Source organism: Picosynechococcus sp. PCC 7117, assembly GCF_001693275.1.
In the GTDB taxonomy this organism is placed as follows: Bacteria; Cyanobacteriota; Cyanobacteriia; order Cyanobacteriales; family MRBY01; genus MRBY01.
On sequence record NZ_CP016477.1, the window covers coordinates 1,894,587 to 1,908,328 of the forward strand.

At 47.4% G+C, this 13,742-nt stretch carries 17 protein-coding genes, 1 tRNA gene and 1 other RNA gene; 11 read left to right on the forward strand and 8 right to left on the reverse strand.

Annotated features, from left to right (window positions below; translation table 11 throughout):
* Positions 1 to 7: 7 nt before the first annotated feature.
* From AWQ22_RS09120 to AWQ22_RS09130, 3 genes are read right to left on the reverse strand one after another with little or no spacing between them, the layout of a single operon-like run.
* Positions 8 to 496 carry a diacylglycerol kinase family protein gene (locus AWQ22_RS09120; protein ID WP_065710892.1) on the reverse strand — a complete coding sequence of 163 codons (489 nt, stop codon included), beginning with the start codon at positions 494 to 496 and terminating at the stop codon, positions 8 to 10.
* A 25-nt stretch (positions 497 to 521) separates the two neighbouring features.
* Positions 522 to 1,013, reverse strand: coding sequence for an rRNA maturation RNase YbeY (ybeY, locus tag AWQ22_RS09125; protein ID WP_030007516.1), 492 nt, complete (start codon positions 1,011 to 1,013; stop codon positions 522 to 524).
* Positions 1,014 to 1,019: 6 nt separating this feature from the next.
* Positions 1,020 to 1,199 carry a DUF3285 domain-containing protein gene (locus AWQ22_RS09130; protein ID WP_030007517.1) on the reverse strand — a complete coding sequence of 60 codons (180 nt, stop codon included), beginning with the start codon at positions 1,197 to 1,199 and terminating at the stop codon, positions 1,020 to 1,022.
* 209 nt (positions 1,200 to 1,408) lie between these two features.
* On the opposite strand from AWQ22_RS09130, the gene AWQ22_RS09135 reads away from it, so the two are divergent.
* From AWQ22_RS09135 to AWQ22_RS09170, 9 genes are all read left to right on the forward strand, one after another.
* A complete protein-coding gene (locus AWQ22_RS09135) occupies positions 1,409 to 2,341 on the forward strand; it encodes an NAD-dependent epimerase/dehydratase family protein (RefSeq protein WP_065710893.1) in 933 nt (310 codons plus the stop codon).
* Positions 2,342 to 2,353: 12 nt separating this feature from the next.
* Entirely contained in the window at positions 2,354 to 2,791 is a 438-nt protein-coding gene (locus AWQ22_RS09140; RefSeq protein WP_065710894.1) for a DUF1493 family protein, read from the forward strand.
* Between the two features lie 44 nt (positions 2,792 to 2,835).
* Positions 2,836 to 4,377 (forward strand): NAD(P)/FAD-dependent oxidoreductase, encoded by a 1,542-nt coding sequence (locus tag AWQ22_RS17215; protein WP_065710895.1) that lies wholly within the window; start codon positions 2,836 to 2,838, stop codon positions 4,375 to 4,377.
* A 140-nt stretch (positions 4,378 to 4,517) separates the two neighbouring features.
* Positions 4,518 to 5,495, forward strand: a complete 978-nt coding sequence (locus AWQ22_RS09150; protein ID WP_065710896.1) for a YafY family protein — start codon at positions 4,518 to 4,520, stop codon at positions 5,493 to 5,495.
* A 183-nt stretch (positions 5,496 to 5,678) separates the two neighbouring features.
* The gene (locus AWQ22_RS09155) at positions 5,679 to 8,987 is read left to right on the forward strand and encodes a type ISP restriction/modification enzyme (protein WP_065710897.1); all 3,309 of its coding nucleotides are present in this window, start codon (positions 5,679 to 5,681) and stop codon (positions 8,985 to 8,987) included.
* Between the two features lie 24 nt (positions 8,988 to 9,011).
* Positions 9,012 to 9,284: a hypothetical protein gene (locus AWQ22_RS09160; RefSeq protein WP_030007523.1), complete on the forward strand. Its 273-nt coding sequence runs from the start codon at positions 9,012 to 9,014 to the stop codon at positions 9,282 to 9,284.
* A complete protein-coding gene (locus AWQ22_RS09165) occupies positions 9,281 to 9,694 on the forward strand; it encodes a type II toxin-antitoxin system VapC family toxin (RefSeq protein WP_065710898.1) in 414 nt (137 codons plus the stop codon). Before AWQ22_RS09160 ends, AWQ22_RS09165 begins: the two co-directional genes overlap by 4 nt.
* Before the next feature lies 1 nt (position 9,695).
* The gene (locus tag AWQ22_RS17285) at positions 9,696 to 9,821 is read left to right on the forward strand and encodes a hypothetical protein (protein WP_255447889.1); all 126 of its coding nucleotides are present in this window, start codon (positions 9,696 to 9,698) and stop codon (positions 9,819 to 9,821) included.
* Positions 9,822 to 9,837: 16 nt separating this feature from the next.
* On the forward strand, positions 9,838 to 10,068 hold the full coding sequence (locus tag AWQ22_RS09170) for a hypothetical protein (RefSeq protein ID WP_065710899.1): 231 nt from the start codon (positions 9,838 to 9,840) through the stop codon (positions 10,066 to 10,068).
* Between the two features lie 84 nt (positions 10,069 to 10,152).
* On the opposite strand, the gene AWQ22_RS16730 is transcribed toward AWQ22_RS09170, so the two are convergent.
* The 3 genes from AWQ22_RS16730 to AWQ22_RS09185 form a co-directional block, all read right to left on the reverse strand.
* Complete coding sequence (locus AWQ22_RS16730; RefSeq protein WP_065710900.1) at positions 10,153 to 10,641, reverse strand: hypothetical protein; 489 nt, start codon at positions 10,639 to 10,641, stop codon at positions 10,153 to 10,155.
* A 126-nt stretch (positions 10,642 to 10,767) separates the two neighbouring features.
* Positions 10,768 to 10,959, reverse strand: a complete 192-nt coding sequence (locus AWQ22_RS09180; protein ID WP_065710901.1) for a hypothetical protein — start codon at positions 10,957 to 10,959, stop codon at positions 10,768 to 10,770.
* Between the two features lie 128 nt (positions 10,960 to 11,087).
* Positions 11,088 to 11,161, reverse strand: a tRNA-Met gene (locus AWQ22_RS09185).
* 169 nt (positions 11,162 to 11,330) lie between these two features.
* Here AWQ22_RS09185 and AWQ22_RS09190 point away from each other — a divergent pair.
* Together AWQ22_RS09190 and ffs are read left to right on the forward strand one after the other, a co-directional pair.
* Positions 11,331 to 11,798, forward strand: coding sequence for a YidH family protein (locus AWQ22_RS09190; RefSeq protein WP_030006344.1), 468 nt, complete (start codon positions 11,331 to 11,333; stop codon positions 11,796 to 11,798).
* A 37-nt stretch (positions 11,799 to 11,835) separates the two neighbouring features.
* Positions 11,836 to 11,932: signal recognition particle sRNA small type (gene ffs / locus AWQ22_RS09195), an RNA gene on the forward strand.
* 27 nt (positions 11,933 to 11,959) lie between these two features.
* Here the strand turns inward: ffs and AWQ22_RS09200 are convergent.
* The gene (locus AWQ22_RS09200; RefSeq protein ID WP_012307392.1) at positions 11,960 to 12,550 is read right to left on the reverse strand and encodes a PAP/fibrillin family protein; all 591 of its coding nucleotides are present in this window, start codon (positions 12,548 to 12,550) and stop codon (positions 11,960 to 11,962) included.
* A gap of 58 nt (positions 12,551 to 12,608) precedes the next feature.
* Positions 12,609 to 13,733 carry a glutamate 5-kinase gene (gene proB, locus AWQ22_RS09205; protein ID WP_012307393.1) on the reverse strand — a complete coding sequence of 375 codons (1,125 nt, stop codon included), beginning with the start codon at positions 13,731 to 13,733 and terminating at the stop codon, positions 12,609 to 12,611.
* Between the last annotated feature and the right edge of the window lie 9 nt (positions 13,734 to 13,742).

A 13,742-nucleotide genomic window follows, 5' to 3' on the forward strand; every position in this document is an offset into this window, starting at 1 on the left:
GGTTGAGCTAGGAAAACAAGGAAATTTTTTGCGGTAAAAAATAGGATTTTACAGGGGTTAAGATAGCAGGCTCTAGGAGTGCTTGGAAGTGGGGCCAAGCGATTAATCCGGCAATGGCTACAGAGGCGATCGCCCCGATGAGTACCGCCGCCGCCGCGCAGTCTTTGGCAATTTTTGCGAGCTCATGGTAACTCTGCTGTACTGTAAGATCCACCACCGATTCGAGGGCTGTATTCAGCAACTCCAGGACGAGCACTAGGGCGACCATGGCTGTGAGGATCGCTATTTCTAGATAATTGAGGGACAACAGCCAACACATTGTCCACACAAAAACGGCGATCGCTAAGTGAATCCGAAAATTTCTCTGGGTGCGGGTGGCGTACACAATGCCCTGCCAAGCGTAACGGAAGCTCGCGAGGAGGTCAGGGGCCACTTTCCAGGCTAGCGATCGCCGTTCCCGGTCGGGGGGTGAGAGGATTTTTTTGTGTTGTGTCATCTTCTCCCTCAATAGAATCACCCCATTATGGAATAAGTTGAACGTTTCGCAAGAGTACGGCTTGACGATCGAGCATTTCAATTAACCGGGCTTCATCGGGATGATCCCACCCCAGCAGGTGCAATAAACCATGGCTCACCAACCAACCCAGTTCCGTTTGGAGGCTGTGCTGCCGTTCCTGGGCCTGGCGTTGGGCCGTTTCTACCGAAACAATGATGTCCCCCAGATAGAGCGGTTCCCCAGGGGGTAAGGGGCTAGCAAAGTTGTCTTCGAGGGCCGCAAAGGAAAGGACGTCGGTGGGTTGGTCTTTGTGGCGATATTGGTGATTGAGATTGTGGATTTCGGCGTCAGTGGTAAAGCGGAGGGTTAACTCGTAACCGTCGGCTGGGGGTAAAGCCGCTGTTAATTCCGGTAGCCACTGCTCCAGGTAGTTTTCCCAAGGGGCGATCGCCAATTCAGGCAGTTCTAAACCAGAAGCATTTTCGACAAAAATTTCACACTCAAGCACGGGCTGCATCCCCATCTAACGGGTGAGGTAGGCCATGGTGACGAAAAACCCCAACAGGCCAGCGGTGGTGAGGAAGAAATGCCAGAGGGACTTACCCCCTTTGCGCACCATATTCCGCATGGCGAGCTTGACATAGCTGGGTTTAGGTTCAGTGGCTTCTGGGGCCTGGTCGAGGGAAGTTTGGGATTCAGACATGGTTCGGGACGAAGAATTTATTGCAACGGGTCGGAATTTTGAAAAAAATATTTGTTTGAAAAACGCCTCTCTAATGTAACAGTTTGTTGCAAAAAATAACGGCGGAAAGAGCCAACCCATTGAGACGAGTTTTTCTGATACGTCGCTCCAGTTCTGGAACCCCATCCGATACACTGAATGCTTAAGGCGATCGCTGTTTGGGAAAAATTATGCGCATTTTAATTATTGGTGGTACCCGGTTTATTGGGGTTTATCTCACCCAAGTTTTATTGGCGGCAGGCCACGAAGTAGTGCTGTTTAACCGGGGCAATCATCCGGCACCGACGGGGGTAGGGCAAATTATTGGCGATCGCCAGGATCCCGCTCAACTGAAAGAAAAACTGGCTGGCGAAACCTTTGACGCCATCTTTGATAACAATGGCCGCGAACTCGCCCACACCAAGCCCCTCGCCGAGATTTTTGCTGGAAAAGTGAAGCATTTTGTTTATGTCAGTTCCGCTGGCGTTTATCTCCCCACTGACCAGCCGCCCCATAAAGAAGCGGATCCCGTTGACCCCAACAGTCGCCACAAAGGTAAGCATGAGACCGAAGCCTATTTGGCCCAGAGTGATTTGCCCTGGACGTCGATTCGTCCCACCTACATTTACGGCGCAAAAAATTACAACGACCTGGAAGCCTGGTTTTTTGACCGCATCGTCCGCAACCGACCGATCCCAATTCCTGGAGATGGACAGCTAATCACTCAGTTTGGCCACGTTTACGATCTCGCCACGGCCATGGCAGCGGCGCTAGATAATCCGAAAGCGATTGGGCAAATTTACAATATCTCAGGCGATCGCTTTGTCACTTTTACCGGACTCGTCAAAGCCTGTGCGGTAGCAGCCGGGAAAGATCCAGCGGCTGTGGATCTGGTTTACTATGACCCGAAAAAATTTGACCTCGGCAAACGGAAGGCTTTCCCGATCCGCGCCCAGCACTTTATGGCGGATATTCACAAGGCCCTAAATGACCTGGATTGGCAACCGAAATATGATCTGGTGGGTGGCTTAAAAGATTCCTTCCAAAATGATTACCTTGCCAACGAACGAGACAAGGCTGCTATTGACTTTAGCCTTGATGACCAGATCCTAAGCCAGCAGTAGAGGAAAAACCCCATGCCCACCCTCGACGATATTTATCAGTTCATCCAAACAGAACTCCCCAAAACAGAAGGCGATCGCCTCAACGCAACAACTGATCTTTTTGGCACTTTTGACATCCAGGCCGATGACTGTGCCACCTTTATAGAAAAATTCGCCCAGAAATTCAAAGTCGATCTTGATGGCTACCTTTGGTATTTTCACCACGGCGAAGCGGGCCTTAACCTTGGCGGATTTTTGATCAAGCCTCCCTACGAACGGGTTGAACGCATTCCTATCACCCCAGAAATTTTATTAAAAGCAGCCACCAAGCGCCGCTGGAAACTCAGCTATCCCGACCACACCCTCCCGAAAAAACGTTGGGATATGGTGGTCAATAAAATTATTCTGTTCCTCGTCTTTTTCTACATCCTGAATCGTTTTGCGCCCCTCCTCATCGAAAAATTCATCTAAAGGCGTTTACCATACGTCGAAGCAGTATTAGGGAAAATGTGAAGATGAGTGCAAATCCAGAGGTAATCGTCATTGGTAGCGGCATTGGCGGGCTTTGTTGTGCGGGTCTTTTGGCTCGTTATGGTTATGACGTTTTGGTCTTAGAAAGCCATGCGATCGCCGGTGGTGCGGCCCACAGTTTTACCCGACAGGGCTACCATTTCGACTCCGGGCCATCCCTTTATTCCGGCCTTTCCTACAGCCCTTCCCCCAATCCCCTGCGCCAAGTCCTTGATCTCCTCGAAGAAGATTGCCAATGGCTCACCTACGATGCCTGGGGTGTTCATTTACCCGAAGGTTATTTTCGCGCAGCAGTGGGAGCCGATGGCTTTTGTGAAATGTTGACCCAGATCGGTAAGGCTGATGTGATTCCCCAATGGCGCCAGCTCCAAGAGACCATGCGTCCCCTCGGTGAAGCCGCCACCAAACTCCCCTTGGCGGCCTTTCGTAACGATCTTGGTGTTGTCCGCACCGTCGGTAAATATGCCAAAACTCTCCTGCCTTATCTCCCTTACACTCCCCAACTGAATGCCCCCTTTAGCCGGGTGATGGATCGCGTGATTACTGACCCCTTTATCCGTAATTGGCTGGATTTGCTTTGTTTTATGCTCTCTGGATTGCCAGCCAATGGCACAATTTGCGCGGAGATGGCCTTTATGTTCGCCGATTGGTATCGTCCGGAGGTGATTTTAGATTATCCCCAGGGAGGCAGTGGGGCGATCGTGGCGGCTCTGGTACGAGGCCTCGAAAAATTTGGAGGCAAATTGCGCCTGAATAGCCATGTGGAAAAAATCCTCACTGAAAATGGCAAGGCCACGGGAGTTCAACTGCGCAACGGTGAAATCCTTCAAGCACGACGGGCAGTGGTTTCTAACGCTTCTGTTTGGGATACCCTCAAGTTGATTGAGCCGCAAAATATTCCCCGAAAATTGCAAAAACAGGCCGATAAAATGCAGTCTTGTCGCAGTTTTATGCACCTTCATTTAGGGATTGACAGCAGCAATTTACCTGAAGATTTGGAGTGCCATTACCTCATCGTTGATGACTGGGAAAAGGGAGTTGATGCGGCTCAAAATGTGGTCGCTGTTTCGATTCCTTCACTGCTGGATCCGAGCCTAGCGCCCCCAGGAAAACATAGTATCCACGTTTATTTGCCTGCTACTGAAGACTATGCACCCTGGACAAACCTAGACCGTCGTTCCCCAGAATATGCTGCTTTGAAAGAAGAACGTTCCCAGGTTTTGTGGCAAGCTTTAGAAAAAGTGATTCCCGATATTCATCAACGCACGGAATTAACCCTTGTTGGTACACCTCTCACCCATAGTCGTTTCCTCAGACGCGATCGCGGTACCTATGGCCCCGAATTAAAAGCGGGGAAAGAACAGTTTCCGGGTTGTACAACGCCCATCGCCCAACTTTTCTGCTGTGGAGATTCCACTTTTCCGGGGATTGGCATTCCGGCAGTGGCCGGGTCTGGGATGATTGCCGCCAATACCCTCAGTCCCCTGGGTCAACATTTACAAATTTTGCAGATGATTGCCGATTGAAACCATCCTGCCATACCCTTCTCAGGCATCCTCTAAGACTTGATGTTTCTTTTAGTCACGCAATAAATATTTTTTGACCCGGTAAGTCTTTTGCCGGGTTTTATCTTTATGATGAAGAGCGCAGTCGATTTAGTGACACTATGTCCCGCCAATTAGAGCGCCTACTGGAAATTGATCGCCTGATCCGTTCAAGAGAGCGGCAAACACAAGTGAGTCTTGCTCAGACCTTGGAAGTTTCAGAAAGAACAATTCGTAATGATGTTAATTTTTTGCGAGATCGCTATGATGCCCCGCTGGAGTACGACAGAAATCAGGGTTGGTACTATACCGACTCTAATTGGCGATTGCCCACTATTCCGGTGACCCAAGGGGAACTTTTTGCTCTCACCCTCGGAGCAAGGATGCTGGAATCTTATTCAGGTTCTATTTATCAAATTCAATTGCGGGAAACTATTGAGCGAATTGCAGAACGTTTACCAGAACAGAGTGTGATTAATCTGCGACAGTTGGCAGAGGAGCGGGTTCATTTTCGGGTTGGGGGAGAAATCCAGCTTAATCCAGAAATTTGGCAAGCTCTCATTGAAGCCAGTGAGCGATCACAGTCGGTTTTGATGCGCTACTACTCTCCTAAACGACAGCAAATATCAGAACGTATTTTCGATCCCTATGTCCTGGATATTTACCGGGCGAGCAATCCTTATGTCTGGGGCTATTGTCACTTGCGCGAGGAGGTTCGGCAATTTCGGATTGACCGGATTCGTAAGCTTGAACCCACAGGGCAAACCTTTGAGCGGCGGGAATTCGATTTACAGGAGAAATTAAAAAATAGTTTTCAGTGTGAGGTGGGGGGAAAAACCTATGATGTGGCGATCGCCTTTGATGCTCAAACTGCACCCTACATCACTGAACGGCAATGGCATAGCACCCAAAGGATTGAGACCCTTGCTGATGGATCGATCACGCTGCGGTTTACGGCTTCGGGTTTGAACGATATGAAGCGTTGGATTCTTGGTTATGGCAGGGGGGCGATCGCCAAATCTCCTCCAGAACTAGTGAAGATGCTGGAACGAGAAACGGCGCAGATGGCACGACAAAACGAAACAGGAGAATTTGAGTAGATGAATTTTTTGGAAGTGCAGTTTGAGCTGCGGGGTAAAACGCTGCCTGCGGATCACGGTTACAGTCCCTATTCTGGGATTACATAAATTTGCCAACATTCTGCATCATGTTGTTGAACTTGATTCTTTGCGAATCTAGTAAGTCTATGATGAATACTATCGGCATTCTGAGTCAGTTATTCGATGTCTATTACTCTTCAATCAGCGATCGCCACATTTGGAAAAGCAGTTAAGGAAAAACTGTCTAACCCTGTAATGACAGGTCAACCAGAAGATCAGTTAAGAGCACCTTTTGAGACGTTATTGCTCGATCTTGCAGAACTTTGCCAAATCAAACGTGATGATGTGACGGCAGTGGGTGAGTCGGCTCTAACCGAGCTAAAAACAAGACCTGATTATTCGGTGACTGTCCGCAATGCCTTGGTTGGTTTTGTGGAATTGAAAGCGCCGGGGAAAGGGGCAAATCCGAAAAGATTTAAAGGGCATGACAAGGCTCAATGGCAAAAGCTTCAGACTCTACCTAATCTGATTTATTCGGATGGGAATAGTTTTAGCCTCTGGCAAAATGGGGAATTGGTTGGCTCTATTGTTTCGTTTGATGAGGATATCGAAACTGCTGGAAAAAATCTAACGCCTCCACAGGGATTGCTTGATCTGTTTCAGTCTTTCTTTCTCTGGGAACCAATCCCACCCACTAATGCCCAAGAGCTTGCCAGAATTACCGCTAATCTATGCCGTTTGCTACGGGATGAAGTCGTTGAACAGATGGCTTTGGGGAGTGAAGCTTTAACTTCTTTGGCAGAGGATTGGAGAAACCTGTTATTTCCTGATGCAACCGATGAGAAATTTGCTGATGGTTATGCTCAGGCTGTGACCTTTGGGCTACTTATGGCGCGGGCGAAAAATATTGAATTGGCGACGGGGTTAGATCGTGCAGCAAGAGATCTAAAAAGTGTTAATTCATTGATGGGGACAGCCCTTCGTTTATTGACTGACAATCTTGATGATGAAGCAATTCTGAAGACTTCGCTCAATTCTCTTGTTCGTGTACTTGATGCCGTGGACTGGGAGCAGATCAGTAAAGGTGATCCAGAGACATGGCTCTATTTTTACGAAGATTTTCTGGAAGTTTATGACAACAAGCTCCGTAAAGAAACGGGATCTTACTATACGCCTCCCGCAGTAGTGGAAAATATGGTGCGGCTCGTTAATGAATTGCTAAAAGATCCGAGTTTTGGATTGCAGGAAGGTTTAGCTTCTTCTGCGGTGACAGTGGTTGATCCGGCGACTGGTACAGGCACATATATGTTGGCAGTGCTCAAAAAAATTGCGGAATCTGTGAGTGATGATTATGGAGAAGGATCTGTAACATCGGCGATTAATGCGGCATTAAAACGATTAATTGCGTTTGAGCTTCAGTTGGGACCTTTCACCGTGGCGCAGTTACGAATTTTGGCGGAAGTGCTGGAATTAACGAATGGTTCGCCAACGGAATCCCTCAGAATGTTCGTCACAGATACCCTTGGTGATCCGGAAGATGATCAGGGCTGGATTCCCCAGATGTTTGCGCCTATTGCGGAATCTCGTAGGGCAGCAAATCAGATTAAGCGCGAGGAGCCTGTGACGGTTGTGATTGGCAATCCTCCCTATAAAGACAAGGCAAAAGGTCGTGGTGGTTGGGTTGAGTCCGGTAATCCTCGAACGGATACGCCTGCGCCCCTAGATGATTGGCAACCGCCTAAAAACTGGAAGATTGGAACCCACGCAAAACATTTGCGTAATCTATACATCTATTTTTGGCGGTGGGCGACGTGGAAAGTTTTTGATCATCATCCAGAAAACAATTCTGGGATTATCTGTTTTATTACTGTGGCTGGATTTATTGCGGGTCCTGGTTTTCAGAGAATGCGGCAATATTTACGGGAAACTTGTGACAATATCTGGGTGATTGATTGTTCACCAGATGGTCATCAGCCGGGAGTGAATACCAGGATTTTTCAGGGGGTACAGCAACCTGTTTGTATTGTCTTGGCAAGTCGTTCTAAAAAGAAACAAGATGGAAGCCTTGCGAATGTTAAATTTCGAGCTTTGCCCTTGGGAGCGCGGGAAGATAAATTCGCGGCTTTAGATCGAATTACGTTGTCTGGTGAGGCTTGGGAAGATTGTATGGAAGGAAGTCGCGCTCCTTTCTTGCCGGAATCTGAAGGAAAATGGTCAACTTATCCGACGCTCAATGATTTCTTTAATTATGATGGCTCTGGGGTTATGCCCGGTAGAACATGGGTAATTGCACCGGATGTCGAGTCTTTAGAAAAACGTTGGCAGGCACTTCAAAATGCTCCTATTGATAAGAAAGAAGAACTGTTTCATCCCCATGGTTCTGGGGATCGAACTGTTGCGAAAAAAATTTCTGATTCTCTGGCAGGACAGCCACAACGTAATCTTTCAGTAACAGAAGATAAAAATGATGTGGTTACTCCTGTGAAATATGGTTATCGTTCCTTTGATCGACAATGGATTATTCCTGATAAAAGATTGATCAATCGACCAAATCCGAAATTATGGGAGTGGCATTCAGATAATCAAATTTATTTAGCAACTCCTGATCGTCCTCCCACAGATAATTGTGCTGTGACGTATATGTCACTAATTCCAGACTTAAATTCTTACAATGGCAGAGGAGGTCGGATCATTCCACTTTGGCAAACAGCGGATTGTAGTGATAGCAATGTTAAACGAGCATTTTTAGATTTTTTGAGCAACTTTTACGAGGATAAGATTTCTGCTGAAGATTTCTTTGCTTATATTGCTGGTGTTGTGGCAAATCCTGCCTATACCAAACGCTTTCAAGAAGACTTACAAACCCCCGGTATCCGAGTCCCTTTAACCGCCGATCTCAAGTTATTTCAGGAAGCTGTAGCACTGGGTAAGCGAGTCATTTGGTTACATACCTTTAGCGAGAGGATGATTGATGCCACTGACAATAGACCATCAGGTCACCCTCGCTTACCCAAAACAGAACGCCCCACAATTCCCAAAGACGGCACAATTCCCAATACTCCAGAAGAAATGCCTGACGACATCAGTTACGATGCAAACAAAAAGCGTTTACTCGTTGGCTCTGGTTTTGTCGAGAATGTTCCACCGGAAGTCTGGCATTACAACGTTTCCGGCAAGCAAATTGTTAAACAGTGGTTTAGTTATCGTAAGAAAGATCGTAGTCGTCCGATTATTGGCGATCGGCGACATCCTTCTCCTCTGAATCAAATTCAACCCGATCATTGGCTAGATGAATACACGAGAGAACTTCTCAATTTGCTAAATGTGCTGGGATTACTCATCAAACTAGAACCTCAGCAAGCGGACTTGCTAGAACATATTTGCGAAGGAGAAACCATTTCCCTACAGACTCTGAAAAAGACAAATGCCTTAGCAGAATCATCAGTCTCTTGTTCACAGAAAAACAACCCAGATCAATTATCTTTACTCTAACTATTTAGATTGGAGAATTTTGTCATGACAGAACGCGAACAACTCATCCAAGAACTAGAGAAAACCCCAGATATCCTCGTGGGGGAAGTCTTAGACTTTTTGTTATTCATCAAGAAGAAAGCTTCCCAAGCAATTCCTCAAGAGAAGACTCAAATGGTCTCACAAACTTCTCCTTTTCTGAATTTTATTAATCAACTAGAAACTGATTTGCCTGTGCAAGAGGAAGAGAAGTTGCCGAGTGATTTTGCAAAAAATCTTGATCATTATCTGTACGGTTTAGCAAAAGAGGCAGAATGAAGAAAGTCTTTGCAGATACAGGTTATTGGATCGCTTTACTTAATCCTGATGATGACCTTGCTGATAAAGCTAAACAGCTTGCTTCATCCCTAACTTCAGCCAAAATCGTCACGAGCGAAATGATCTTTAGCGAACTACTGAATGCTTTTTCTAAGAAAGGTAGCATTTATCGAGAACGGGCAATTCGTTTGATCGATTACGCATCTCAGAGTTCAGAAATAGAAGTCATTCCCCAGACGACAGAACTTTTTAGCTCAGCCCTCGATCTCTACAAGCAAAGACCGGATCAAGGCTGGAGCCATACTGATTGTTCATCATTCTGCATTATGCAACAGCAAGATATTTTAGAAGCCCTCGCCTATGACAAGCATTTTGAGCAAGCTGGTTTCATAGCTCTCTTGAGAAGATGATATGGAAAAAGTTGAAAGTATGCCCTACAGCAAAACAGTTGAGACATTAAGCGTAAACGTTTGTCGCGGTGTGAAAGAGGCGATCGCCCTCACAAAACAATCTTTGCAGACTAAGCTAGAGGCATAATTTGGGAGAACAACCGATGCTGATCCAAAAAATTATCGATGAACTCCATGAAATTCCTGAAGATAAACTGAATCAGGTCTATGAACTCATTCATTATTTTCAGTTGGGGCTCAAACAAGAGCAAATAAGCATTCCATCAAACGATACAGTCCAAACTTGGTCACAGGGAAATCCTCTCAAAAATACGGTTATTGCCGAAGAGGATATTGTGAGCCCTATTGATGTTGCTTGGGATGCCCAAACATGATCATCCTAGATACCCATGTCTGGATCTGGTGGATGACCGAATCACCAAAATTATCTAGTCCAGCAGCAGCGGCGATCGCCGTTTTTATTTGCCGTAACGCCGTGTGTTATCTAGGCGCGTTTTCATGGTCTCGATCTGCTTCTGGATCTGGATTTTCTGATCCGTAAACCCATCAATCTGGGCCTGTTGCTCTTTAACTTTCAACTCAAGCCGCTTGAAATAATCGAGCTGGGAAACCGAGAAATAAGCAATAGGAAACCATATCCCTAGGAATGCAATCCAGGCTAAGTCAGATTCTGCTCCCATCAAAAACAGCCAAGGGATACTAGCAAAGAAGGCCGCAAAATGAGTGATCATATAGTTCAAGAAAACGATCCGCCATTTTTTATAAAACTTTTTGTAGATCCAGACTTCCAGGCTGAGCGCAAGCATCATCAAAAATAAGACCGCAAGCCACTCATCTCCATATTTCGGCCCCGTGGTTACAACTCCGTTAACGATAAAAGCAAATCCAAGGGAACCAAGACAAAATACCCCAAGCAGTTTCAGGGTTTTGAGGAAAGTATCAATCATGAGCTTTTTCCAGGGGCGCGAGGACGGTCGGGATTATCCGTAATCTATTGGGTAAGTGTTAAAATGCCGTCCTTCTGTTACTAATGATGATAAGTCCTAAAATGCGTATCTAAACCTGTGATTTAATCAAAATTCCCGCTTTAATCCTTCTTCACTGGCATAGACCCCAAGGGCGATCCGTTGCCGATGGGGAGCTGTCCGCCCCGTCCCAGGTTTAGGGGGGAGAAAGGCCCGCAGATAGACCCGTTTCCCCCGAATTTCCACAGACACGCCGATGTTTCCGGCGCTTAAATCCCGGTTAATCTCTTGAATGTTCATGGCTTTTCTGGCCTATATTTGACCTAAGCCTTACGAGGGGACAGGCATCCCAGGCCACCATGAAAAAGTAAGCGAAAATTCCCTACGCTACCGATAGCGCAATGGAAATTTGACCTACACTGTAAATATGGCTCGAGGCAGATTTGAACTGCCGACCTTGGGCTTATGAGTCCCCTGCTCTAACCAGCTGAGCTACCGAGCCAAAACCGTAAACAATAATAACTACCACAATAGTAGTTGTCAAGACTTTTCCTAAAAAAACTACCACAATGGTAGTTGTTGAGATTTTGCTGAAAATAACTACGGAAAGTCGAATATCGCAATGGAGTTTGCCCAATCCCCATACAATACGGGAAACTGCTGAAATCGTTATGCCCCAACTCCCAAAAATTGACCGACAGCGGGAACACCAAGCCAACGAACGCACCTTTCTGGCTTGGTTGCGTACCTCGATCGCCTTAATTGGTTTTGGCTTTGCGATCGCCCGTTTTGGTTTTTTTGTGCGTCAAATTGAAGAAACCCTAGTCTCCCAGAGTAATTTGCCCTTGCCGAACCTGGCCTCTTCCGAAACACTGGGTCGAGCCTTTGCGATCGCCGGCATTGTGATCATTGCTTTGGCTCTGTGGAACTATCACCAACATTTTCGCCAAATTGAACAGGGAAATTATCAGCCCAATCGCTGGATGATCACCACAACGGCGCTGGTGGCGATGGTTTTAGGGGGGCTGAGTTTGATTTTGATGATTGGCAGTAAACCCGATCCGACTCGGGAGGATTTTTCTCGATCCCAGGCCCTTCCTAGAGCCTCAAATGTGTTTAAGCGCCACACTAGGTACTAATTCCCAAGGGGAAGACTTCTGTGTTATATTTTTAGACGACTCGGATCTATGCGATCTCGACGCCCAAACCTTGTCAGGACCGGAAGGTAGCAGCAATACGGGATGCTCGTGGTAGGCGTAGGCTCCGGGTCTTTTAGTTTTTTGGGGATTGCAGCAGTCAGTTAGTACTTTTCACGGCTTAGGACAAACACGCTACCCTCATTCCCCCGGCCAATGCGCAGATCTTCATCAAGATAAGTGATATCAAGCCAGCCATTATTATTTTTGCTGTTAATTCCCACATCAACAGGAAAGAATTTTTTCCCGGCTAACATTTGCTCGACGAGTCCTTTCGGAAAACGGTAGTTCATCAGGCGTTGGGAGCCAATCACGTAGCGATTAAAGAAAACATTCACCCGCTGATCAGAGACAGGAGTGAAAGAGGCTTCCACGAGCACTAAGCCTTCAAGGAAAGGAATCCCCTCTAGTTCGGCGATGTTGTAGATTTTTTGCTGGAGTGGCCGCACACATTGGTAAACTTGCCCTAACTGCAAAAGGGGAAAGCGATTGATCCCCAAAATGCCTTTGCTGGTGGTATAAATCAGTCGCCAATCCCCTTCGAGTAAGGTTGTCGCTTCTAGGGGCTTGGGGGTCGGGTTTTGGTCTTCGAGGCGATCAACGATGGCGAGGATATTGGCGCGGTCTACTTCAGTGGCGATCAGACCACGATTTTTTCCGGCAATAGTTTCGAGGAGGTTCGTTTTTAGATTCATGGAAAGGTGAGCAGTGGTCAGCGCAGGTCTAAGGAAATTTAGGCCATAGATTATTTTCTCATATCCCTTCAGCGGCGATCAGCAGGGCCAAGTTATCTCTGTGAATCACGGTGTCGGCGCTGCCATAGCCGAGAATTTGGCGAATTTGGGTCGAATGTTGCCCTTGAATTTTTTCAATATCTTGGTGGTTGTAGTTTACTAACCCTCTGGCGATCGCCTGACCTGTTTGGGTTCTCAATTCTACGGGGTCATTAATGGTAAATTCCCCTTCCACGGCAACAATACCTGCCGCGAGGAGAGAACGACCATTTTTCAGGAGAGCCTGGGTTGCGCCATCGTCAAGGGTTAAAATTCCCTGGGGCACGAGGCCGTAGGCAATCCAACGTTTACGGGCATTATCGGCCTGGGGTTGGGCCTCAAAGTGGGTGCCGATATCTTCCCCAGCAACAATTTTCAGGAGATTCTGGGGGGTTTTGCCCTGGGTAATCACCGTGCGTACGCCAGCGCTGGTGGCAATGCGAGCAGCAGTGAGCTTTGTTTGCATGCCCCCTGTCCCCCATTGGGAGCCGCTAGATCCAGCATCGACTTGGAGGTTAAACAGTTCGCTGGAACTGACCAGGGGAATGGGGCGGGCGTCAGGATTTTGTCTGGGGTCAGCGGAATAGAGGCGATCCACATCGGTGAGCAGCACCAACCAGTCGGCATTCACCAAGCTGGCGACCAGGGCAGAGAGGGTATCGTTATCGCCGAATTTCAGTTCATCGACGGCAACGGTATCGTTTTCGTTCACAATCGGGATCACGCTGAGATCCAACATCGCGTTGAGGGCTTCCTGGACGGTCAGGTAGGAAGTGCGATCCACGAGGTCTCGACGGGTGAGTAATACCTGGGCGATCGCCTGTTGCAGACTGGTAAATAGATCATCATAGAGACGAATTAAGCGGCCCTGACCCACGGCGGCGATCGCCTGCTTTTCGGCAATTTTTTTCGGACGTTCTGAACGTTTTAACACCCCACAGCCCACGCCCACGGCCCCAGAGGAGACGAGGATCACCCGGTGGCCCTTTTGTTTGAGGCGGGTCAAGGTTTCCACGAGGGTACCGATGGTTGCCAAAGCCAACATGCCTGTTTTGGGATCTGTGAGGCTAGAGGTGCCAATTTTAACGACGATGGTTTGGGGCATAGAAGACTG

Bases quoted from the DNA above. Each gene is read 5' to 3' on its own strand.
- AWQ22_RS09200 (WP_012307392.1), bottom strand. From the start codon at position 12,550: ATGAATCTAAAAACGAACCTCCTCGAAACTATTGCCGGAAAAAATCGT.
- AWQ22_RS09120 (WP_065710892.1), bottom strand. From the start codon at position 496: ATGACACAACACAAAAAAATCCTCTCACCCCCCGACCGGGAACGGCGA.
- AWQ22_RS16730 (WP_065710900.1), bottom strand. From the start codon at position 10,641: ATGATTGATACTTTCCTCAAAACCCTGAAACTGCTTGGGGTATTTTGT.
- AWQ22_RS09165 (WP_065710898.1), top strand. From the start codon at position 9,281: ATGAAGAAAGTCTTTGCAGATACAGGTTATTGGATCGCTTTACTTAAT.
- AWQ22_RS09190 (WP_030006344.1), top strand. From the start codon at position 11,331: ATGCCCCAACTCCCAAAAATTGACCGACAGCGGGAACACCAAGCCAAC.
- AWQ22_RS17285 (WP_255447889.1), top strand. From the start codon at position 9,696: ATGGAAAAAGTTGAAAGTATGCCCTACAGCAAAACAGTTGAGACATTA.
- AWQ22_RS09155 (WP_065710897.1), top strand. From the start codon at position 5,679: ATGTCTATTACTCTTCAATCAGCGATCGCCACATTTGGAAAAGCAGTT.
- AWQ22_RS09140 (WP_065710894.1), top strand. From the start codon at position 2,354: ATGCCCACCCTCGACGATATTTATCAGTTCATCCAAACAGAACTCCCC.
- AWQ22_RS09130 (WP_030007517.1), bottom strand. From the start codon at position 1,199: ATGTCTGAATCCCAAACTTCCCTCGACCAGGCCCCAGAAGCCACTGAA.
- AWQ22_RS17215 (WP_065710895.1), top strand. From the start codon at position 2,836: ATGAGTGCAAATCCAGAGGTAATCGTCATTGGTAGCGGCATTGGCGGG.
- AWQ22_RS09135 (WP_065710893.1), top strand. From the start codon at position 1,409: ATGCGCATTTTAATTATTGGTGGTACCCGGTTTATTGGGGTTTATCTC.
- AWQ22_RS09150 (WP_065710896.1), top strand. From the start codon at position 4,518: ATGTCCCGCCAATTAGAGCGCCTACTGGAAATTGATCGCCTGATCCGT.
- AWQ22_RS09170 (WP_065710899.1), top strand. From the start codon at position 9,838: ATGCTGATCCAAAAAATTATCGATGAACTCCATGAAATTCCTGAAGAT.
- AWQ22_RS09160 (WP_030007523.1), top strand. From the start codon at position 9,012: ATGACAGAACGCGAACAACTCATCCAAGAACTAGAGAAAACCCCAGAT.
- proB (WP_012307393.1), bottom strand. From the start codon at position 13,733: ATGCCCCAAACCATCGTCGTTAAAATTGGCACCTCTAGCCTCACAGAT.
- AWQ22_RS09180 (WP_065710901.1), bottom strand. From the start codon at position 10,959: ATGAACATTCAAGAGATTAACCGGGATTTAAGCGCCGGAAACATCGGC.
- ybeY (WP_030007516.1), bottom strand. From the start codon at position 1,013: ATGCAGCCCGTGCTTGAGTGTGAAATTTTTGTCGAAAATGCTTCTGGT.